Source organism: Serratia sp. B501 (assembly GCF_051172315.1).
GTDB lineage: Bacteria > Pseudomonadota > Gammaproteobacteria > Enterobacterales > Enterobacteriaceae > Serratia > Serratia ureilytica.
Genome location: NZ_JBPIZB010000001.1, coordinates 690,939 through 709,097 on the forward strand (window position 1 = coordinate 690,939; position 18,159 = coordinate 709,097).

The following is an 18,159-nucleotide window of genomic DNA, read 5'->3' on the forward strand; positions in this document are numbered from 1 at the left end:
TCAGCCCTTGAAGATCAGTCGGGAGTTGGTCTGATTGCGAAAACGCAGCTGATCGATGCCGATCTGCGAGCGATTCGCCGCTTCACGCGCCGCCAGAATGGTGCCATGGTGCGGCGACTTGCCGCACACCGGATCGGCGTTGTCGGCGTCGCCGGTCAGCATGAACGCCTGGCAGCGGCAGCCGCCGTAGTCTTTCTCTTTCTCCGAACAGGAACGGCAGGGCTCAGGCATCCAGTCATAGCCGCGATAGCGGTTAAAGCCGAAGGAGTGATACCAGATATGCTGCAGATCGTGCTCCAGCACCGACGGAAAGGCGATCGGTAACTGACGGGCACTGTGACAGGGTAACGCCATGCCTTCCGGCGTCACGCTCATGAAAATAGCCCCCCAACCGCCCATGCAGCCTTTGGGGCGTTCCTCATAGTAATCCGGCGTGACGAACAGCAGGTTGGCCAGCTTGCCGTCGGCAGCCATGCGCTCGCGATAGCGTTTCACCACGGCTTCCGCATCGGCGATCTGTTCGCGGGTCGGCAGCAGGCCTTCACGGTTCAGGTGCGCCCAGCCGTAGAACTGGCAGGTCGCCAGCTCGACGTCGTCGGCATCCAGCTGGATCGCCAGTTCGATGATGCGGTCGATCTGGTCGATATTATGGCGATGCAAGACGAAGTTAAGCACCATCGGATAGCCGAGCGCCTTGACCGCCTTGGCCATCGCCAGCTTCTGCTGAAACGCCTTGGCGGAGCCCGCCAGTGCAGCGTTCAGCGTTTCATCGCTGGCCTGAAAACTGATCTGAATATGATCCAGCCCGGCGTCGGCGAAGGTCTGCAGCTTTTTCTCGGTCAGGCCGATGCCGGAGGTGATCAGGTTGGTGTAAAACCCGAGATCGCGCGCGGCGGCGATCAGCTCGGGCAGGTCTTTACGCACCAACGGCTCGCCGCCGGAGAAACCGAGCTGTACGCTGCCCATCGCCCGCGCCTGGCGAAACACCGCGATCCATTGCTCGGTCGTCAGCTCTTTTTCCTGAGCGGCAAAGTCGAGCGGGTTGGAGCAATAGGGGCACTGCAGCGGGCAGCGATAGGTCAGCTCCGCCAGCAGCCAGAGCGGCGGATTTACCGCCGGCGCGCGTGGCTCAGTCACGGAAGGTCACCCATTTTTGTTCGTAGGCGCGCTGGAAAAACGCCAGCACGTCGTCCGCCAGCCCCTCGGCGCCGGGGAAGCGGGCGTTCAGCTGCGCGATGATGCCGTTCAGCGTGGTGTTGCCGTCAACCAGCAGCAGGATGGCGGCGGCGCTGTCGTTTAGTTTGGCCATGCCTTCCGGGTAGAGGATCACGTGGCTGTTTTGCACCTGCTCCCATTGCAGGCGGTAGCCGCGGCGGAAGACGGGGGTGTGTTCAGGATTCAGTGTCATTACACCAGCCTCTGATTGTGCCAGACCCGCGCGGTGGTCACGCTGTGGTAAGGCGGGCGGTTCAGGGTATAGGCCATGCTCATGGCGTCCAGCATGCTCCACAAAATATCCAGCTTGAACTGCAGGATTTCTAGCATGCGCTGCTGTTTTTCAACGGTATCGCAATAGTCCAGCGCCAGCGCCAGTCCGTGCTCCACGTCGCGGTTGGCCTGGCCGAGGCGACTGCGGAAATAGTCGTAGCCGGCGGCGTCGATCCACGGGTAGTGCTGCGGCCAGCTGTCGAGGCGCGACTGGTGGATCTGCGGCGCGAACAGTTCGGTCAGCGAGCTGCAGGCCGCTTCCTGCCAACAGGCGCGGCGCGCGAAGTTGACGTAGGCATCCACCGCGAAACGCACGCCGGGCAGCACCAGCTGCTCGGATAGCAGGGCGTCGCGCTGCAGCCCAACCGCCTCGCCGAGGCGCAGCCAGGCCTCAATGCCGCCTTCGCTGCCGCCGTAACCGTCGTGATCCAGAATGCGCTGCACCCATTTTCGACGGGTTTCCGGCTGCGGGCAGTTGGCCATGATCGCCGCATCCTTGATCGGAATGCTGGTCTGATAGTAGAAACGGTTGGCCACCCAGCCCTGGATCTGCTCACGGGTCGCTTCGCCGTTGTGCATCGCGATGTGATACGGGTGATGGATATGATAATAAGCGCCTTTGGCGCGCAGCGCCGCTTCAAATGCCTGCGGAGTCAGGGGGAGTGGTTGCGTCATGGCGATTCCCTACAGTTCGATATTCATGCCGTCCCAGCTCACTTCGATGCCGGCGGCGCTCAGGCTCTGCCGTTCCGCGGAGTCTTCATTGAGGATCGGGTTGGTATTGTTAATATGGATCAAGATCTTGCGTTTGGCGGGCAAGGTGCTGAGCAGGGCAGCCAGCCCGTGCTCTTCCGCCAGCGCCAGGTGCCCCATGTCTTTGCCGGTATTGCGCCCCACGCCGGCGTTGGCCAGCTCGTTGTCGCGCCAGAGCGTGCCGTCGATCAGCAGGCAATCCGCCCGGCGCAGCCAGGGCATCAAAGCCTCGTCCGGCTCACCCAGGCCCGGCGCGTACAGCAGACCGACCCCGCGCGCGGTATCTTCGATAAACAGCGCCACGTTGTGGCCCGGCAGCGGGCGATCGCGGTACGGCGAATAGGGTGGCGCGTTGCTGAGCAGCGGAATGGCGGTGAAGCGCACGTTTGGGCAGACCGCCGTGTGGAACGGTTCGCCGGGCGTCACCGGGTGATGGATCAACCCGCCGTTCCAGTGAGAGAGCATGGGAAACACCGGGAAACCGGTGCTGAGATCGTCGTGCACTTCGGGGGTGCACCAGACCTGATGCGGGCAGCCCTCACGCAAATTGAGCAAGCCCGCGCTGTGATCGATCTGGCTGTCGGTCAGCACGATCGCGCCGATGCCGGTGCCGCGCAGCACGTCGGGATTGTTCAATTCGGGCGAGGCCAGCAGCTGGTGGCAAATGTCCGGGGAAACGTTGCACAGCACCCAGTTTTTACCGTCGTCGCTGACGGCGATGGAAGACTGTGTGCGGCGCGTGGCGTTGATGCTGTGGCTGCGAACGCCCCGGCAGTTGTCGCAGTTGCAATTCCACTGGGGAAAGCCGCCGCCCGCTGCCGAGCCGAGAACTTTTATCTGCATGTCTGAACCAGAAAAAGAAGGAAAGAAATGCCCGCGCGAAAGGCGGGCAGACAGGCGATTAACGGTTGGAAATGTACAGCGTCACTTCCAGCCCCAGACGCAGGTCAACAAACTCAGGTTTGGTCCAGGTAGTCATAGCGGTGCTCCTTTGCATGCATCGTGATAGTTCGAAGCCAATGAGAAAAATTCGCATTCGGCTGGCTCAATGTTGACGAAATGTGACGGAGATCGCAACCGTTAAAGCGTAACCGGGTTATTCACCCCAGGTGGCGGAGAGCACGTTCAGCCAGTTGCGCCAGGTCAGCTTCTCCAGCAGCCGGTCGTCAAACCCCGCCTGCTTGAGCGCTTGCGTCAGGCGCGGCAGGCCAGCGGCGTCCTCCAACGGTTGCGGTACGTTAACCCCGTCAAAATCAGAGCCAAATCCCACGCGATCTTCACCAAGTTTAGCGATCAAATACTCAACGTGTTTAACAATTTCTGTTAAGCCGGTCGTTGCACTGTCACGTTTTCCGTCAGCCCGCAGGAAGGCGGTGCCGAAATTGACGCCGACCATACCGTCGCTCTGGGCGATAGCGTCCAGCTGCGCGTCGGTCAGGTTGCGCGGCTGCGGGCAGAGGGCGTGGGCATTGGAATGGGTGGCGACCAGCGGTGCGGTGCTCAACGCGGCGGTTTGCCAGAAGGTTTTCTCGTTCATGTGTGAGACGTCAATCATGATGCGGCGCTGGTTGCAGGCGCGGATCAGCGCTTCACCGGCCGGCGTCAGGCCGGGGCCGGTATCGGGTGAGCCGGGGAACGGCCCGCTGACGCCGGTGCCGAAGGCGTTCGGCAGATTCCAGAACGGCCCGATGCTGCGCACGCCCAGCCGATAGAAGGCCGCCAGCTGCGTCAGCGCCGCGTCGATCATGCCGGCACCTTCGATATGCAGCACCGCGGCGATTTGCCCGTCGAGGCGGCACTGTTCTATCTCGGTAGCCGTGCGGCAGAGGCGCAACTGCCCCTGAGAGGCACGTTCCAACTGGTGCAGGATGGCTATCTGCCGTTCGGCTATCGCCAGCGGATCGAACGCGGCCTGCGCTTCCTCCAGCGTTTGATTACGCATTTGGGCGATATAGCTGACCGGAGGAATAAACACCGCGAACAGCCCGCCGCAGAATCCGCCGCGCCGCATGCGTGGAAAGTCGAGGTGGCCCGGCGTGACGTGCGAATAAAAGGCGGTGACCGGATCGTCATCGTGCTGCAGCCACAGGTTGAGCAGCAGGTCGTTATGGCCGTCGAACACCGGCCAAAGAGGGGGAAGCGTCATGGGCGTTTCACTGTGTCAGGCATCATGCACGCTATGTTGTACGATCGCGCGAGGGGGAACAACCCCCGCGCGATGAGGGAGTTAAAGGCGTATCGACAGCTCGACATCATCCGCGAACGGCGTGGAGAGATAACCCGACGCCGGAGAACGCACGCGCGCCAGATAATCCGGGCTGTAATCGGCGTTGTCGGCGACGATCAGCGCGCCGGGGCGCAGACGATTTTCCAGCAGCGCGAGGATATCGGGGTAAAGCCCCTTGGCGCCGTCCAGCAACAGCAGGTCGACAGTGGCCGGCAGATCGTCGCGCAGCGTTTCCAGGGCATCGCCCACGCGGATCTCCACCAGATCGACGACGCCGCCTTCGGTCAGGTTGTGGCGCGCCTGCGCCGCTTTGCTCGGTTCAAATTCGCAGGTAATCAACCGGCCGCCGCCGTTGTCGCGCAGCGCGGCGGCCAGGTGCAGCGTTGAAATACCGAACGACGTGCCGAATTCGACGATGTTTTGCGCCCGACAACCGCGCGCCAGCATGTACAGCAATGCGCCGGTTTCCGGCGACACCGCCAGGGGGAAATCCTTCAGGCGATGATAGAGTTCACGATAGTCGGTTTTACTCTGCATCAGTCGATTTTGCTCTTCGTCAGGCACGTCGCGGAACAGGGCGGCGAGCGCCGGTGAACGGCCGGCGGCCTGCTGGAACAGGGTGCTTAGCAGCGGTGCCAACGGCGCGGTGGTCAGGGTACTCATGGCAAAACTCCCGTAGAAAAAGTGAGCGCGAAAGCGCGTGCCGCTATAATATGACGAACTATTCGCATTTCACTATTCGCATTGGCCGCCCGCTATGACTGAACGCCGCAGTAAGCAAATTTCCTCGAGAAAACAACCGCAACAGGCGCGATCCGCCGAATTGGTCTCCGCCATTTTGACCGCCGCTATTCAGGTTTTGGCGCAGGAGGGCGCCGCGCGTTTCACTACCGCCAGAGTGGCTGAACGCGCCGGCGTCAGTATCGGTTCGCTTTATCAGTATTTTCCCAACAAAGCGGCGATCCTGTTCCGTTTGCAAAGCGACGAATGGCGGCAGACCACCGCCATGCTGAGCGGCATTCTGGCCGATCGAGAGACTGCGCCGTTCGAGCGTTTGCGGTTGCTGGTGCAGACATTTATCCGTTCGGAATGTGAAGAGGCGCAGATGCGCGTGGCGCTGAACGATGCGGCGCCGTTGTACCGCGATGCGCCGGAGGCGCAGGCAGCGAAGGCCACCGGCAAAGACATCGTGCAGGTGTTTATGGGCGAAGCGTTGCCCGATGCGGCGGAAGGCGTCCGTACGTTGGCAGGCGAGCTGATCGTCGGCACGCTGGGGGCGGCGGGCAAGCAATTCTCCGAAACGCCGCGCAGCGATGCGGAAATTGTGGCTTATGCCGATGCGATGGCGGACATGTTTTGCGCTTATCTGGCCGATTTAAACGGGCGAGCGGTGCCGTAAGGGAATGTTTGGTGACATTGTCACTTGATGGGCGCGGTGCCTACGCCCGTTGACGGCAGACGGCCAACACCAACTGCCGCAGCCAGCGGTGCTCCGCTTCAGCGTCCAGGCGCGGGTGCCACATTTGCGAGACGGTAATGGGCGGCGTTTTCACCGGCAGCTCGAACATGCGCAGCGGGCCGTCGTCCGGATGAGCATGCACAAAGGAGGCGGGCAACAGCGCCAGCAGGTCTGAGGCTTGCGCTACCGCCAGCGCGGCCGGAAAACTCGGCACCACGGCGGCGATATGGCGTGCCAGCCCCAGCTCCGCCAGCGCGGCGTCTACCGGCCCGAGGATGCGCCCGCTGCGCGAGGCCACCACGTGGCCGCAGGCGGCGTAGTCGGCGACGCCAATCTCCGGTTGTTGCGCCAGCGGGTGTGCGGTTCTCATCACGCCGACGAAGCGATCGCGGAACAGCGCCTGCAGGCGGATTTCCGGGCCCATGTCACCCAACACGCCGATCTCCAGATCGACCAGACCTTCACGCAGGGGGCGGTCGCTTTTCTCCGGCTTGGGCGCAAAGCGCAACCGCACCCGCGGCGCCTGTTCGGCGGCGGCGGCGATCAGCGCCGGGCCGAAGGCCTCGACGAAGCCGTCATTGGCGCGCAGCGTGAAGGTACGATCCAGCGCGGCGGGATCCAATGCTCCCTGCGCCGGACGCAACACAGCGCGGGCTTCGAACGTCGCGTGCCGCGCCCGCTCGCGCAGCGTTTCGGCATAAGGCGTCAGCACCATATGACGCCCGGCGCGCACCAACAGCGGATCGCCGGTGGCCGTGCGCAGTCGGCTGAGGGTGCGGCTCATCGCCGAGGCGCTTAAACCGAGACGTCGCGCCGCGCCGGCTACGCTGCCCGTCGACAGCAGCGCGTCGAGCGCGGTCAGCAGGTTGAAATCAGGGTCGGTCATGCATTTATCCTGTGGCGCCGGAAATAAGAGAAGGCGTTTACTGCAGTTTGTGCGTGCGAATACTGTATCACTCGCCATGCATTATGCCTGAGCCTGTTTTCCGTATGCCATAACATACCGCTAAAAAACCGGAGGGGGACTGGCCCGTTTGTCGTCTGAACATGGCGATAAACGCCGAAGGATCGTTATACCCTAAGGTAGAGGCGACATATTTGACGGCTCTCCCTTCCTGCAACAGCGTCATCGCCGTCAGGGTTTTGCTTCTCAGCTTCCATTCATTGAAGGAGATGCCGGTGGCGGCGAGAAATCGCCGCGACAGCGTGCGTTCGCTCAATCCCAGCATGCCCGACCATTGTGCCAGCGTGTTGAGATGGTGCGGGGCGGCGCTCATCTTTTCCGTCATGATCTTGATAACGTCGTCGCTGCCGAGTGGCAGGTAGCTGTCAAAACGCTCCGACAGCGCCAGCTGCTCAAGCAACGCGGTTACCAACGTCTGGTCCTGAGACGTTTGCGGATAGCCAATGTGCCTTTCTGAAAAATCGGCCAACACCGCTTTGGCGACCTTATTCAGCCGTAGGGTTTGCGGTTTGCTCGGTAAGGATTGGCATAGCGAGGGACTAACATGAAGAATGACATAGTTAATTGCACTCTTTGCGACGGATTCATGCTCGGTATTAACGGGGAGCCAAATGGCATATTCCGGTGTGGATAAATAAATATTGTTCTCAATTTTTATTTCCACCAACCCTTTCATGGAATACATCAGTTTACCCCAGGGCAACGCCTGTAAAGGGAAATGCGTTCCTGCCGGCCAGGATTTATTTCTGAACCAAATCGATATTGGGGCTTCGCCGGTCAATTCTGACGATTTCATCGCTCATTCCTGTCCGCTAATGGCTGCGCCTTCCTATTATAACAATAAGTTGTCTGATAATCGGCATTTCTATTCTTTGGGGAAAACCTATTCTGGGCAGGTCATCCCCTGGATAAAGGTAACAATATGTACGGTAAAATCATTGATCTTTCGGTGCCGCTGATGAGCGGGATCGCCTCCGATCCGGAAAGTTTTCTGCCGGAAATCGAGTATGTTGATAACAAGCACGGAGCGTTGCAACTGGCGGAATCATTTCCCGGTCTTGATCCCCTGGCGCTGCCACGCCAGGAGGGTTGGGCGGTGGAGTTCGTCCGCATGAGCACCCACGCGGGGACGCATATGGACGCCCCGTATCACTACCATTCGCATATGGACGACGGCTCTGCGTCAAAAACCATTGATGAAATACCGCTGGAATGGTGTATCGGCCCTGGCGTCAAATTGGATTTTCGTCATTTTCCCGACGGTTATGTGGTCACTGCACGTGATATTGAGAGTGAATTAGCAAGAATAGATCATCCGCTCGCCGTCGGCGATATTGTTCTGGTCAATACGGCGGCCGGTGGGCGTTACGGTAGTGAAGATTTCATTCATCGCGGTTGCGGCATGGGCCGTGAGGCGACGTTGTATCTTACTGAACGCGGCGTCAGAGTGGTTGGCACCGATGCCTGGAGCTGGGACGCGCCATTCAGCCATACGCGCACCAAATTTGAACAAAGCGGCGATATTTCGCTTATTTGGGAAGGGCACTATGCCGGCAGTAAATATCCTTATTGTCAGATTGAAAAGCTGTGCAATCTTGAATTGCTGCCGCCCTGCGGATTTAGCGTGATCAGTCTGCCAGTCAAGGTTTATCAGGCTTCCGCCGGATGGGCGCGCCCGATTGCAATTATCGAAGCTCAAGCGGGAGAATAAGCGATGGCCAGAATAAAACTGCCGGCAGTGAGTGAATTAACGGCTGAGCAACAGCAACAATATGCCCGTTTTCCCGCCAATCTTACGCTGGGTCTGTTGAAAACCAGTCGCTCGGCGCAGGGATATCTGTCCCTGGGAGCTTCTTTTCCGGCCGGGCGACTGTGTGATAAAGATCGGGAAATGATCATATTAAGGGTTGGCGCGTTAAGCCACAGCGCTTATGAGCGTATGCAACACTATCCGCTGGCGATCCTTGCAGGGTGGCACGATGACGATATCAAGAAAATAGAGCAGGGAGTTGGCGTCGATGCCAGAGGGACGGCCATCTTGCATTTTGTCGATGAATGCGTGAAGCGGGTGAAGGTTTCTGCCGAAACATTTAACGCGGTCAGACATTACTATGATGAGGTTCAACTTGCTGAGCTGTCATTAATTATTGGGCACTACATGATGACGGCGCGTTTTTTGGAAACTCTGGAAATCGAGTTGGACGAGCAAGCAACGTCGTGGGAAAACATGTCTACGGATTGAGTGCGTGCACGGCGTGAGCGCGATAAAAAAGCCGATAACCTGGGGGTTATCGGCTTTTAATGCGCAGTGGCGGAGGGTTACGCCGGCAGCTGCTGCGCGGTTTTCTCGACCAGCGCCAGCAGCAGCTTGATGTCTTCCAGCGTCACGATCGGGTTCAGCAGCGTCATCTTCAGGCAGGTCACGCCATCGAACTCGGTCACGCCGACGTTGGCGCGGCCCGACTCCAGCAAGGCGTCACCGATGCGCTGGTTGAACAGCGCGACGGCCGCGTCGCCTTTCGCCGCCAGCTGCGCCGGACGGTAGCGGAACAGCACGCTGGCCAGCTGCGGCTGCATCACCAGTTCCAGCGATTCCTGATCGGCGATGTAACGCGCCACCTGTTGCGCCAGCGAGACGCCATGATCGATGATCTCGGCATACTGCTTCTGCCCCAGCGCTTCCAGCCCCATCCACAGCTTCAACGCATCGAAGCGGCGGGTGGTCTGCAGCGATTTGGAGACCAGGTTCGGCACGCCTTGCGCTTCGTCGAATTCGGAGTTCAGGTAGGCCGCCTGATAGCGCATCAGCTCGTAGTGGCGCTCGTCTTTCAGCAGGAAGGCGCCGCAGCTGATGGTCTGGAAGAACTGCTTATGGAAGTCCAGGGTGATGGAGTCCACCAGCTCCAGGCCGTCCAGGTAGTCGCGGTACTGCTCGGAGAGCAGCAGCGCGCCGCCCCAGGCCGCATCCACGTGCACCCAAATTTTCTGCTCCGCCGCCAGCCGCGCGATATCGCGCAGCGGGTCGATCGCGCCGGCATCGGTGGTGCCGGCGGTGGCGACGATCGCCATCACCTGCTCGCCGTTAGCCTTGGCCTGCGCCAGTTTTTCCGCCAGATCGTTCACGTCCATGCGGGCGAAGCGATCGGTTTTCACCAGCGTGACGGACTGGTAGCCGAGGCCCATCAGCGCCATGTTCTTCTGCACCGAGAAGTGGGCGTTTTCAGAACAGAACACTTTCAGCTTGCGCAGATCGCCCACCAGACCGTCCTGCTGCACGGAGTGGCCCTGACGCGCGAAGAATGCATCGCGCGCCAGCATCAGCCCCATCAGGTTGCTCTGGGTGCCGCCGCTGGTGAACACCCCGGCGTCGCCGGGCTGGTAACCGACCTGGGCGCGCAGCCACTCGATCAGCTTCATTTCGATCAGCGTGGCCGACGGGCTCTGATCCCAGGAGTCCATGCTCTGGTTGGTGGCGTTGATCAGTACTTCAGCGGCCTGGCTAATCACCAGGCTCGGGCAGTGCAGGTGCGCCACGCACTGCGGGTGGTGCACCGACAGGCTGTCTTTCAAAAAGTACTCGATGGCGCGCTCGATCGCCGCCTGGTTGCCCAGGCCTTGCGGGGTAAAGTCGAGCTGGATGCGCTCGCGCAGTTCGGCAACGCTTTTGCCCTGATACATCTCAGGCTGTTGCAGCCACTGCACGACGGCTTCACTGCTCTGTGCGATCGCCTGGCGGTAAGCCTCGGCGCTGTGCGCCGAGGAAGCCAGAATCGGGTTTAACTTGGACATCGCGGTCATTCGCTCCAATCAGACTGGCTTGACGCCGGCGGCCAACAGCGCCTGCTCAAATTTATCCAGGAAAATACCCAGCTCATCATTGGTGATCAGCAGGGAAGGCAACAGGCGCAGCACACAGCCATTGCGCCCGCCGCGCTCCAGGATCAAGCCGGATTCGAAGCATTTTTTCTGCAGCAGCGCGGACAGCTCGCCATCGGCCGGGTAGCAGCCCATGTGATCCTGCGCTTCGTTCGGCTTGACGATCTCGATGCCGATCATCAGGCCCAGACCGCGGACGTGGCCGATCACCGGATAACGTTTCTGCAGCTCGGCCAGCTTGCCTTTGAGCCATTCGCCCTGAGCGGCCACTTTGTCGGCGACCTTATGCTCCTTCAGGTACTGCAGGGTGGTCAGGCCGGTGGCCATCGCCAGCTGGTTGCCGCGGAAGGTGCCGGTGTGGTGGCCCGGTTCCCAGGCGTCGAACTCTTTTTTGATGCCCAGCACCGCGAGCGGCAAGCCGCCGCCGACCGCTTTCGACATCACGATGATGTCCGGCTCGATGCCGGCGTGTTCGAAGGCGAACAGCTTGCCCGTACGGGCGAAACCGGCCTGAACTTCGTCGATGATCAGCAGAATGCCGTGTTCCTGCGTCACTTTGCGAATGCGCTGCAGCCACTCGGCCGGGGCCGGGTTAACCCCGCCTTCGCCCTGAACGGCTTCCAGGATCACCGCCGCCGGTTTACGCACGCCGCTTTCCACGTCGTTAATCAGATTATCGAAGTAGTAGGTCAGCGCCTTGACGCCGGCTTCGCCGCCGATGCCCAGCGGGCAGCGGTATTCATGCGGATAAGGCATGAATTGCACTTCCGGCATCATGCCGTTGATGGCCGCTTTCGGCGACAGGTTGCCGGTGACCGACAGCGCGCCGTGGGTCATGCCGTGGTAGCCGCCGGAGAAGCTGATCACGCCGGAACGGCCAGTGTGTTTTTTCGCCAGCTTCAGCGCGGCTTCCACCGCATCGGCGCCGGACGGGCCGCAGAACTGCAGGCAGTACCCTTTGCCTTCGCCCGGCAACAGAGAGAGCAGGTAGTCGGAGAAACGATCTTTCAACGGGGTCGTGAGATCGAGAGTATGTAACGGCAAGCCGCTGGTAATGACATTTTGGATGCTTTGCAGGACGTCGGGGTGATTATGTCCAAGAGCCAACGTTCCCGCCCCGGCCAGGCAATCAAGATATTGATTATTCTCAACATCAGTGATCCAAACGCCCTGGGCTTTCGCAATTGCCAACGGCAATTTGCGCGGATAACTCCTAACATTCGACTCAAATTCGGCTTGACGCGCCAAATAGGTTTCATTGTTTCCGTTTAATGAGTTTGCAACTAAAGTATCAATACGGACTTTATCCGTCATCATATCTCTCCTACAACCGAAGGTCTCAAGACGCAACGATTGAATTAATGAATTAGAAAAGTAACTGCCTTGTGAAAAGCGCGACCAATATATGGCTTTTTCGCCTGGGACTCAATAGCCGATTTTGTTTTGAATTGTTTAGTTTTTTCTTAGGCTCATCAATATGTTGTTGATTTGTTGACCGTTGGTTTTGCCGGCAAAAAACAACATTTCTTTAACATTGCGTAAAAATCCTTTTCTGCTTTCCTTTGGCTGCTTCTTTAATGCATTTATTATTAAGGTGAATTTCCGATTAATAACATAAATAGAAAATAGCGGCTTATTTTCATCTATTCACCACCTTAAGTCCTATAGCGGTTATATACACAAAATTTGTGATGAATATAAGCAGTCGAGCGTTAAAAGCGCAGTATCCAGGGTGGTGATTTCTTGCAGATTTTACGTAGCGCGATCAAAATAGCGGGATTTTTGTGCGGCGCCGGCGTGTCTGCCGGCGCCGCGGTCATTAACGTTGCCGTAACCAGGCATGATAGCGCCGCAGAGTGCGGCGGGTGCGCCACCGATCGATGAGCAGCGACCACAGCGGTGAATAACGCACGTTGCGCGTCCGATCGCGGCTCAGGGCGTGCATGCGGCGCTTGATCAGCGCCATGCGGGCGAGCAGCGTCAGCGTTTTGTCGCGCCATTTTACCGGTCCGGGCAGCGCATGAGGGGCTTCACCGGTTTGCCAGCGGCGCGGCAGATCGGGAATTTCCGCCATGGCGGTGGCGATGCCGACCACCGCGACGCCGCTGTTCAGCACCCGTTGTGCCACCGACGGGCGGGCGATGCCGCCGGTGGTCATCACCGGCATGCGCGCTACTGCGGCGAGATCGCGGGCGAAGGTCAGAAAATAGGCTTCGCGCGCCAGGGTGCTGTCGTCTGCGGCTTCCCCCTGCATCGCCGGGCTTTCATAACTCCCGCCCGACAACTCCACCAAATCAACCGGCAGTTCGTTGAGCATCAACAACACCTGTCGGGCCTCGTCCGGCGAAAAGCCGCCGCGCTGAAAATCGGCTGAATTGAGCTTCACCGCCACGCAAAAATCTGGCGAGACACGCTGGCGCACCGCGCGCACCACCTCCAGCAGCAGACGGGCGCGATTCGTTAGTTCGCCCCCCCAACGATCGCTGCGCTGGTTGGCCAACGGCGACAAAAACTGGGAGATCAGGTAGCCGTGCGCCGCGTGGATCTGCACGCCGGTAAACCCGGCCTTTTCGGCGGCGTGCGCGCTGGCGGCGAAGCGGGCGATCACCTCGGCAATCTGCGCTTCGCTCATGGCCTCCGGCTGCGCGAACGCCTTGCTGTACTTGCCCATCGCCATCGGGATGGCGGAGGGCGCCCAGGCGTTGCCGCCCATGTTGGCCATCACCTGACGGCCCGGGTGGCTGAGCTGCATCCATACCTGCGCGCCTTCCTGGCGCGAGGCCGCCGCCCAGGTTTTGAACGCCTCGAGCGGCGTATCCTGTTCCAGCACCACGCCGCCGGGGCCGGTCATGGCGCGTCCGTCGATCATCACGTTGCCGGTGATGATGAGGCCGGCGCCGCCGATACCCCAGTGGCGATACAGACGCCATAGCGCGGGGCCGGGCAGTTGGCCTTCATCGGCCAGATTTTCTTCCAACGCGGCTTTGGCCAAACGGTTGGGTAAGCGGCTGCCGTTGGGCAGAATCAGCGGGGTAAACATCGGGTACGTTCCTGTCGCAGGGGGAATGGCGCTATACTAGGTTTAAAGTTAACTTTAAGGTCAATAGGGCATGAAAATCGGAGAGTTGGCGGAGCGCGCCGGCATGGCCGCCTCGGCGATACGTTACTACGAACAGCAGGGTCTGCTGCCCAAAGCGGTGCGCGGCGTTAACGGATATCGGGTGTATAGCGAAAGCGCGCTGGAGCGGCTGCACCTGATCCAAATCGGCCAGAATCTGGGGTTCTCGCTGCAGGCGATCCGCGGGGTATTGGCGCTGCAGGGCAGCGCCTATCAGGATGGTTTGATACAAGGCGTCGACAGCCGGCTGGCGGAAATCGAGCGGATGATGGCGACGCTGAACGAGCAGCGTGAGACGTTGATGGCGACGCGGCGCATTCTGTTGGAATCCGGCGTGGCGGGGTTGTGCCAGGTCAAAAATGAAAAGCTGGCCGGCGGACTGCCGCCCTGCAAGGCTTAGCGGGGAGCGCCCGGCCTGTGCCGCCGCGACGACGCCGGCCGACAGGCCTTGTTCCAGCTGGCGAGAATGCATAATCGGATTGATACTGAGTGAGTCTATGATGGACAAGGATATTTGCCGCTAACCGACGGATAGGCTGAACGGAATCACGCCGGCCGGCTGCACCGGAGCCGTGGGTGTCACAATGGGAGTCAACATGCTCGAGCCATGCTTCCCCGAAAACGAAGCCGAACGCCTGTCGGTATTGGATTCGCTGAACGTGCTGGATTCGAACTCAGTAGAAAAGCTGGATCGCATCACGCGGCTGGCTGCGAAATATTTCGGCGTCACCATTGCTCTGGTGTCACTGATCGACCGCGATCGTCAATGGTTTTTATCACGCTATGGCCTGGATGTCCGGGAAACGCCGCGCAACATCTCGTTCTGCGGCCATGCCATTCTGCAACGCGAAGCGATGGTGGTGCCCGATACCGCGCAGGATCCGCGCTTTTTCGATAACCCACTGGTGGTCGGTGGCCCGCGCATCGGCTTCTACGTCGGGCAACAGCTGCTGTCCCTCGACGGGTTGCCGCTCGGCACGCTATGCATTATCGACAGTCACCCGCAGCCGTTTCCTCAAGATAAACTGGCCGATCTGCGTGACTTCGCCGCGGTGGTGGAAGAGTATCTGCAGAGCATCGAACGCAACGTCTATACCGAAAACCTGAAATCCGATCTGCAGCGCACGGAGGCGTTATTCGAACAGACTTTCTCTCAGGCGGCGGTGGGCATGGCGCTGGTTTCGCTGCAGGGGTATTGGCTGCGGGTCAATCCGCGCATCTGTGAAATGCTGCAATACTCCGAGCGCGAGCTGATGGATCGCACCTTTCAGGACATTACCTATCCGCTCGATCTCAACATCGATCTGGAAAAACTGCAGCAGTTGCTGAGAAACGAGATCGACACCTACTCGCTGGAGAAACGCTATTTCCGCGCCGATGGCACGATCGTATGGGTGGAACTGACGGTGGCGCTCAATCGGCTGCCGAACGGCAAGCCGGATCATTTCATCTCGGTCATCGTCGACATCAGCGAGCGCAAGGCGGCGGAGGCCGACCTGTATGCCTTGCAGCATGAGCTGGAAGAACGCGTCGAAATTCGTACGCATGAGCTTAACGCGGTGGTCAAACAGCTTAACGAAGAGATAGAAACCCGGGTGCTCGCCGAATCTCAGCTCAGTGCGGAAAAAGAACGCCTGCGCGCCATTACCGACAATATGCCGGCGTTAATCAGCCAGATCGACGCCAATGAACGCTACCTGTTCGCCAATAGCGCCTATAAGACCTGGTTTGGTCTGGAAGAGGCCAGCCTACAGGGCATGACGGTGCGCGAGTTCATGGGGGAAAGCGTGTATCAGATGGCCCGGCCGATGATCGCGCGGGCTTTGGCGGGCGAAATGGTCAGCTTCGAAAACGAATTGCAGACCCAGCAGGGGCTGCTGATGATCCATACCACGCTGGTGCCGTGCGAGGCTCAGGGCTTTTACATTCTCTCCATGGATATCACCGAGTTGAAGCGGCTGCAGCAACGATTGGAATATGACGCCACGCACGACATGCTGACCGGGTTGACAAACCGCCGCGCATTTCTGCGCCGGTTGTCGGGCACGTTGCAAGCCTGCTGTCATCAGCGGCAGATGGCCCTGTTGTTCATCGATCTCGATGGTTTTAAGGGCATGAACGACAGTTACGGCCATGACTTCGGCGATCTGATCCTGAAGACGTTCGCCAAATTGCTCAGCGCTTGCGCCGACGAACGGCACAGCGTCTCGCGCCTGGCCGGCGACGAGTTCACGGTGATCCTGTGGCCGCTGACAGCGCCGCGGCCTGAGGTCAGCGCGTTTTGCGAAAAGGTGTTGGCGGAGCTGGCCGGTATTTCGCAGATCGGTCAGCAGAAGGTCTGCCTGTCCGCCAGCATTGGCGCCGCTATCTCTGCGAGTGGGGACGTGACGCCGGAAATGCTGCTGGCCAGCGCCGACGGCGCGATGTATCAGGCGAAATTCGCCGGCAAAGGCACTTACGCCATCTGTGAGCTATGAGCCAATGTTACGACATCTCAGTAAGAACGAAGACGAGCGCCTGGCGGCCATCGATGCGCTGGCGGGGTTGGGCGCCGGCCATGACGACGCGATCCATCAGGTGCTGACGATCACCTGCAAGCTGTTACAGGCCGAGGGCTGCCTCATTTACCTGCACGGAACGCGCAAGATTTGGATCCGCGAGCACATTGACGTCGGGTTCGAGGAGATCGATTTCGTCAGCCCCTTGTTCAATTTCGTTCGTCTGAGCGGCGAGGCGTTGATTTGTCCGGACACCCATGCGGATGAACGCTTTGCCTCGGATCCCATGGTCAACGGCGCCGCGGCGATCCGCCACTGCGCCGCCATCCCGCTGTGCACCCGCGAAGGCTATACGATTGGCGCGTTCTGCCTCGTGGGTTTGCAGCCAAAGCATCTGACTCGCCGTCAGGTCGAACTGCTGCGCAGCATGGCCACCATCGTCGGCGAGCTGATCGAAGCGCAGAGTGAGATCGGCCTGGTCGATGCCATCACTCGCTTGCCCAATCGACAGCGGCTGATGGGTGAACTCGGCAATTTACCGGACGCGGGCAAATACGCGTTATTGCTGTTCGATACGATAGATATCCAATACGCCTACGAGATGGCGCGTTCCTTCGGCCTGTCTACGGTAGAGTTACTGCTGGGGGATATCAGCCATTTCCTGAAAGAGACGTTTCTCAGTGAGCGCATGCTGTACAGCATCGCGCCCGGACGTTTCGCCGTCATTATCGAGGCGCAGCACATGCCGCAGGCGAAGCGCGATCTGTTGCGTTGCGCCGACCGTTTGCATCACGAAGTGAGAGGCGGCGTGCCGCTGCGCCTGGAGCTTAATGCCGGTTATGCGTTGTTTTCCGCGCCGCATGCCGATCCTCCCGAGATTTTGCGCCAGGCGACCAGCGCGCTGCATGATTCGATCGACGAGGGGCGAGCCGTCTCTCTCTATAGCGAGCCGAAGGATGCGGCGCGCAAGCATAATTTCAATATTTTTAATGAGTTGGCGCAGAGTCTGAAGGAAAATAATCGCGGGCTATTTTTGGAATACCAACCGCAGATTGATTTGGCGAGCGGCAGGATCGTCGGCGCGGAAGCATTGCTGCGTTGGCGGCATGAACGTTGGGGGGCGATCCCGACGGGGGAGTTCATTCCGCTGGTGGAAAATACCTCGCTGATCAAACCGTTGACCGAGTTTGTCATCGCGCAGTCGATTGAACAGTTGTTGTTGATGCGTGAAACGGGGATCGCGTTTCCCATCTCGATCAACGTGACGGCCGGCAATCTGGCCCAGCGGCACTTTGCGGCGCGGTTGAATGAAGCCATCACCCGGCGCGGGCTGCAGGCGGGGGACATTGAGATAGAGTGCCTGGAGTCGCAACGCATTCAGGAAAGCAGCGCGGCGTTGGCCTGTCTGCATGCGCTCAAGGCCAACGGGCATCGCATCGCGCTGGATGATTTCGGCGCCGGCTACAGCAATTTAAACTATCTGCGCCATATCCCCGCCGACGTCGTCAAACTGGACGCCTCCCTGATAAGAAAGCTGAAGAGCGATGCGGAAAGCCGCATCATCGTGCAAAGCATCATCGATATGCTGCATAAACTCAACTATGAAGTCTTGGCGGAAGGGGTGGAAGACCTGGAGTCGCTCCACTACCTGACCGAGTATCGGTGCGATGTCGTACAGGGCTTCTATTTTTCACCGGCGGTGACGTTGGAAAAGCTGTGCGCGCTCGTCGACATTCACGGGCAGCAGCGGCGAAATGCCTGAGGCAGCGCCGCTCA

At 59.6% G+C, this 18,159-nt stretch carries 18 protein-coding genes; 6 read left to right on the forward strand and 12 right to left on the reverse strand.

All coding sequences use genetic code 11. The features are described 5' to 3' along the window. From pqqE to ACSBQV_RS03550, 7 genes are all read right to left on the reverse strand, one after another. Positions 1 to 1,137, reverse strand: a complete 1,137-nt coding sequence (gene pqqE, locus ACSBQV_RS03520; protein ID WP_099783073.1) for a pyrroloquinoline quinone biosynthesis protein PqqE — start codon at positions 1,135 to 1,137, stop codon at positions 1 to 3. Next, positions 1,130 to 1,408, reverse strand: a complete 279-nt coding sequence (gene pqqD / locus ACSBQV_RS03525) for a pyrroloquinoline quinone biosynthesis peptide chaperone PqqD (RefSeq protein ID WP_099783075.1) — start codon at positions 1,406 to 1,408, stop codon at positions 1,130 to 1,132. The genes pqqE and pqqD overlap by 8 nt, the downstream gene beginning before the upstream one ends. Then, positions 1,408 to 2,163, reverse strand: coding sequence for a pyrroloquinoline-quinone synthase PqqC (gene pqqC, locus ACSBQV_RS03530; RefSeq protein ID WP_099783077.1), 756 nt, complete (start codon positions 2,161 to 2,163; stop codon positions 1,408 to 1,410). Before pqqC ends, pqqD begins: the two co-directional genes overlap by 1 nt. 9 nt (positions 2,164 to 2,172) lie before the next feature. Then, positions 2,173 to 3,084 (reverse strand): pyrroloquinoline quinone biosynthesis protein PqqB, encoded by a 912-nt coding sequence (gene pqqB, locus ACSBQV_RS03535; RefSeq protein ID WP_033643061.1) that lies wholly within the window; start codon positions 3,082 to 3,084, stop codon positions 2,173 to 2,175. Between the two features lie 58 nt (positions 3,085 to 3,142). Further along, positions 3,143 to 3,220 (reverse strand): pyrroloquinoline quinone precursor peptide PqqA, encoded by a 78-nt coding sequence (gene pqqA, locus ACSBQV_RS03540; RefSeq protein ID WP_004937827.1) that lies wholly within the window; start codon positions 3,218 to 3,220, stop codon positions 3,143 to 3,145. A gap of 117 nt (positions 3,221 to 3,337) precedes the next feature. After that, positions 3,338 to 4,387: a dipeptidase gene (locus tag ACSBQV_RS03545; protein WP_099783079.1), complete on the reverse strand. Its 1,050-nt coding sequence runs from the start codon at positions 4,385 to 4,387 to the stop codon at positions 3,338 to 3,340. 81 nt (positions 4,388 to 4,468) lie between these two features. After that, the gene (locus ACSBQV_RS03550; protein WP_033650409.1) at positions 4,469 to 5,131 is read right to left on the reverse strand and encodes an O-methyltransferase; all 663 of its coding nucleotides are present in this window, start codon (positions 5,129 to 5,131) and stop codon (positions 4,469 to 4,471) included. Between the two features lie 94 nt (positions 5,132 to 5,225). Here ACSBQV_RS03550 and ACSBQV_RS03555 point away from each other — a divergent pair, with 94 nt between their 5' ends. After that, a complete protein-coding gene (locus ACSBQV_RS03555) occupies positions 5,226 to 5,867 on the forward strand; it encodes a TetR family transcriptional regulator (RefSeq protein WP_099783081.1) in 642 nt (213 codons plus the stop codon). 40 nt (positions 5,868 to 5,907) lie between these two features. Here the strand turns inward: ACSBQV_RS03555 and ACSBQV_RS03560 are convergent, their stop codons facing one another. Both ACSBQV_RS03560 and ACSBQV_RS03565 read right to left on the reverse strand, forming a co-directional pair. Next, on the reverse strand, positions 5,908 to 6,813 hold the full coding sequence (locus ACSBQV_RS03560) for a LysR family transcriptional regulator (protein WP_197774916.1): 906 nt from the start codon (positions 6,811 to 6,813) through the stop codon (positions 5,908 to 5,910). A 67-nt stretch (positions 6,814 to 6,880) separates the two neighbouring features. Beyond that, positions 6,881 to 7,687 carry an AraC family transcriptional regulator gene (locus ACSBQV_RS03565; RefSeq protein WP_099783085.1) on the reverse strand — a complete coding sequence of 269 codons (807 nt, stop codon included), beginning with the start codon at positions 7,685 to 7,687 and terminating at the stop codon, positions 6,881 to 6,883. 126 nt (positions 7,688 to 7,813) lie between these two features. Here ACSBQV_RS03565 and ACSBQV_RS03570 point away from each other — a divergent pair, with 126 nt between their 5' ends. Next, positions 7,814 to 8,602, forward strand: coding sequence for a cyclase family protein (locus ACSBQV_RS03570; protein ID WP_033643068.1), 789 nt, complete (start codon positions 7,814 to 7,816; stop codon positions 8,600 to 8,602). Positions 8,603 to 8,605: 3 nt separating this feature from the next. Further along, complete coding sequence (locus ACSBQV_RS03575; RefSeq protein WP_099783087.1) at positions 8,606 to 9,133, forward strand: carboxymuconolactone decarboxylase family protein; 528 nt, start codon at positions 8,606 to 8,608, stop codon at positions 9,131 to 9,133. 77 nt (positions 9,134 to 9,210) lie between these two features. On the opposite strand, the gene ACSBQV_RS03580 is transcribed toward ACSBQV_RS03575, so the two are convergent. The 3 genes from ACSBQV_RS03580 to ACSBQV_RS03590 all read right to left on the reverse strand — a co-directional run bounded on the left by ACSBQV_RS03580 (position 9,211) and on the right by ACSBQV_RS03590 (position 13,807). Continuing rightward, on the reverse strand, positions 9,211 to 10,680 hold the full coding sequence (locus ACSBQV_RS03580; protein WP_042785705.1) for a pyridoxal phosphate-dependent decarboxylase family protein: 1,470 nt from the start codon (positions 10,678 to 10,680) through the stop codon (positions 9,211 to 9,213). An 18-nt stretch (positions 10,681 to 10,698) separates the two neighbouring features. After that, a complete protein-coding gene (locus ACSBQV_RS03585) occupies positions 10,699 to 12,081 on the reverse strand; it encodes a diaminobutyrate--2-oxoglutarate transaminase (protein WP_071845182.1) in 1,383 nt (460 codons plus the stop codon). 505 nt (positions 12,082 to 12,586) lie between these two features. Continuing rightward, on the reverse strand, positions 12,587 to 13,807 hold the full coding sequence (locus ACSBQV_RS03590) for an NADH:flavin oxidoreductase/NADH oxidase family protein (protein WP_099783091.1): 1,221 nt from the start codon (positions 13,805 to 13,807) through the stop codon (positions 12,587 to 12,589). Positions 13,808 to 13,877: 70 nt separating this feature from the next. Here ACSBQV_RS03590 and ACSBQV_RS03595 point away from each other — a divergent pair, with 70 nt between their 5' ends. From ACSBQV_RS03595 to ACSBQV_RS03605, 3 genes are all read left to right on the forward strand, one after another. Then, on the forward strand, positions 13,878 to 14,285 hold the full coding sequence (locus ACSBQV_RS03595) for a MerR family transcriptional regulator (RefSeq protein WP_089194745.1): 408 nt from the start codon (positions 13,878 to 13,880) through the stop codon (positions 14,283 to 14,285). Between the two features lie 196 nt (positions 14,286 to 14,481). Continuing rightward, entirely contained in the window at positions 14,482 to 16,362 is a 1,881-nt protein-coding gene (locus tag ACSBQV_RS03600; protein ID WP_099783093.1) for a diguanylate cyclase domain-containing protein, read from the forward strand. Positions 16,363 to 16,366: 4 nt separating this feature from the next. Beyond that, positions 16,367 to 18,145, forward strand: a complete 1,779-nt coding sequence (locus ACSBQV_RS03605) for a bifunctional diguanylate cyclase/phosphodiesterase (RefSeq protein WP_099783095.1) — start codon at positions 16,367 to 16,369, stop codon at positions 18,143 to 18,145. Positions 18,146 to 18,159 lie beyond the last annotated feature (14 nt).

What these genes read in the sequence shown, in the direction of transcription:
- ACSBQV_RS03595 (WP_089194745.1), top strand. Translation starts at nt 13,878, where the DNA reads ATGAAAATCGGAGAGTTGGCGGAGCGCGCCGGCATGGCCGCCTCGGCG.
- pqqB (WP_033643061.1), bottom strand. Translation starts at nt 3,084, where the DNA reads ATGCAGATAAAAGTTCTCGGCTCGGCAGCGGGCGGCGGCTTTCCCCAG.
- ACSBQV_RS03555 (WP_099783081.1), top strand. Translation starts at nt 5,226, where the DNA reads ATGACTGAACGCCGCAGTAAGCAAATTTCCTCGAGAAAACAACCGCAA.
- ACSBQV_RS03545 (WP_099783079.1), bottom strand. Translation starts at nt 4,387, where the DNA reads ATGACGCTTCCCCCTCTTTGGCCGGTGTTCGACGGCCATAACGACCTG.
- pqqA (WP_004937827.1), bottom strand. Translation starts at nt 3,220, where the DNA reads ATGACTACCTGGACCAAACCTGAGTTTGTTGACCTGCGTCTGGGGCTG.
- pqqD (WP_099783075.1), bottom strand. Translation starts at nt 1,408, where the DNA reads ATGACACTGAATCCTGAACACACCCCCGTCTTCCGCCGCGGCTACCGC.
- ACSBQV_RS03560 (WP_197774916.1), bottom strand. Translation starts at nt 6,813, where the DNA reads ATGACCGACCCTGATTTCAACCTGCTGACCGCGCTCGACGCGCTGCTG.
- ACSBQV_RS03590 (WP_099783091.1), bottom strand. Translation starts at nt 13,807, where the DNA reads ATGTTTACCCCGCTGATTCTGCCCAACGGCAGCCGCTTACCCAACCGT.
- ACSBQV_RS03570 (WP_033643068.1), top strand. Translation starts at nt 7,814, where the DNA reads ATGTACGGTAAAATCATTGATCTTTCGGTGCCGCTGATGAGCGGGATC.
- ACSBQV_RS03580 (WP_042785705.1), bottom strand. Translation starts at nt 10,680, where the DNA reads ATGTCCAAGTTAAACCCGATTCTGGCTTCCTCGGCGCACAGCGCCGAG.
- ACSBQV_RS03600 (WP_099783093.1), top strand. Translation starts at nt 14,482, where the DNA reads ATGCTCGAGCCATGCTTCCCCGAAAACGAAGCCGAACGCCTGTCGGTA.
- ACSBQV_RS03575 (WP_099783087.1), top strand. Translation starts at nt 8,606, where the DNA reads ATGGCCAGAATAAAACTGCCGGCAGTGAGTGAATTAACGGCTGAGCAA.
- ACSBQV_RS03585 (WP_071845182.1), bottom strand. Translation starts at nt 12,081, where the DNA reads ATGACGGATAAAGTCCGTATTGATACTTTAGTTGCAAACTCATTAAAC.
- ACSBQV_RS03605 (WP_099783095.1), top strand. Translation starts at nt 16,367, where the DNA reads ATGTTACGACATCTCAGTAAGAACGAAGACGAGCGCCTGGCGGCCATC.
- ACSBQV_RS03550 (WP_033650409.1), bottom strand. Translation starts at nt 5,131, where the DNA reads ATGAGTACCCTGACCACCGCGCCGTTGGCACCGCTGCTAAGCACCCTG.
- pqqC (WP_099783077.1), bottom strand. Translation starts at nt 2,163, where the DNA reads ATGACGCAACCACTCCCCCTGACTCCGCAGGCATTTGAAGCGGCGCTG.
- ACSBQV_RS03565 (WP_099783085.1), bottom strand. Translation starts at nt 7,687, where the DNA reads ATGAAATCGTCAGAATTGACCGGCGAAGCCCCAATATCGATTTGGTTC.